Source organism: Agrococcus sp. UYP33 (assembly GCF_054060915.1).
In genome coordinates this window covers 1-1,477 of the sequence record NZ_JBSSDR010000005.1, presented here as the reverse complement: position 1 = coordinate 1,477, position 1,477 = coordinate 1, and the positions used below count along the sequence as shown (strand labels likewise).

At 71.8% G+C, this 1,477-nt stretch carries 2 protein-coding genes; one reads left to right on the top strand and one right to left on the bottom strand.

Annotated elements, in window-relative coordinates; genetic code table 11:
- Window positions 1-219, bottom strand: a 219-nt coding sequence (locus ACVWW9_RS14340; protein ID WP_456516045.1) for a hypothetical protein, incomplete at its 3' end; no start/stop codon positions are given.
- Between the two features lie 71 nt (window positions 220-290).
- On the opposite strand from ACVWW9_RS14340, the gene ACVWW9_RS14335 reads away from it, so the two are divergent.
- Window positions 291-1,322, top strand: coding sequence for an HAD-IIA family hydrolase (locus tag ACVWW9_RS14335; protein WP_456516044.1), 1,032 nt, complete (start codon window positions 291-293; stop codon window positions 1,320-1,322).
- Window positions 1,323-1,477: the final 155 nt, after the last annotated feature.

The following is a 1,477-nucleotide window of genomic DNA, read 5'->3' as shown; positions in this document are numbered from 1 at the left end:
GATGAGGCTGATGAGGCTGATGAGGCTGATGAGGCTGATGAGGCTGATGAGGCTGATGAGGCTGATGAGGCTGATGAGGCTGATGAGGCTGATGACGCTGATGACGCTGATGACGCTGATGACGCTGACGAGGTCGCGCCCGCTGAAGAGCCCGAGCCGGCTGCTGAGCCCGAGCCGGCCGTCGACGACGCTCCGCCCGCGGAGGCTCCGGCGCCGCACGGCGACGCGCTGTTCGGCGACGCGCTCTTCGGCGACGAGCTGACCGACGAGCGGCGGGACGACGAGCGCTGATGGCGCTCTTCCGCAAGAGTGCCGCGGCGACTCCGCTCGACGGCATCGACTGCCTGTACGTCGATCTCGACGGCGTCGTCTACCAGGGCGCGGCCGCGATCCCGCACGCGGTCGACAGCATCCGCGCGACGGGGCTGCCGACCGCGTACCTGACGAACAACGCCTCCCGCACGGACGCCGACGTCGCCGAGCACCTGTCGTCCTTCGGCCTCGAGGTGCGACCCGACCAGGTCGTGACCAGCCCGCAGGCGGCGATGCGGCTGCTCGCCCCGCACCTCGAGCCGGGCGATCCCGTGCTCGTCGTCGGGGGAGCGGGCATCGTCGTCGAGATCGAGTCTCGTGGCTGGCGAGTCGTGCGCACCGCCGCCGACCGGCCGAAGGCTGTCGTGCAGGGCTTCCACCCCGAGGTGGGCTGGAAGGATCTCGCCGAGGCGGCGTTCGCGCTGCAGCGGAAGCCCGAGGACGGGGGCATCCCCTGGATCGCGACGAACGGCGACTGGACGATCCCGGTCGCCGGCGGCATCGCGCCGGGCAACGGCACCCTGGTCTCCGCGGTGCACACCGCGGTCGGCCGGCTCGCGGAGTTCGCCGGCAAGCCCGAGACGCCGATGTTCGAGCTCGCGACGGATCGCTTCGGCGCGAAGGCGCCGGCGATGATCGGCGATCGCCTCGACACCGACATCCTCGGCGCGCGCCGCACCGGCATCCGCTCGATCCTCGTGCTGACCGGCATCGACGGGGGCGCGAGCCTCATCGGTGCGGATGCGTCGATGCGGCCCGACCACGTGATCGAGGACCTGCGCGGACTGACCGCGCCGATCCTGCCGCTGCGCGAGACGCTCGAGACGTCGACCGGCGACGTCTACTTCGAGGTGGGGACCGCCGCGGTGCGCCGCTCCGGCATCGACATCTCGCTCGTCCGCGCCGGCGAGCGGCCGGTCGACACGATCCGCGCCACGTGCGCGGCCGTCTGGTCGGCCGACCGGCCGGTGCTCGGGCTGCGCGTCGCGCCGGAGCTGCTCGCGCTCTGACGCGGCAGTCCGGGGCGACACGCCCGGGATGCGGCTGGTTTGGCGTGTGGGGGCTGGGCGCGTGTAACGTAATCCCTCGTCACCCCAAAGACGCAGAGCCGGACTGGCCAGCGGATCAAGAGGGACCACCTCCTCGCCGATAGGCGTCACGCTGT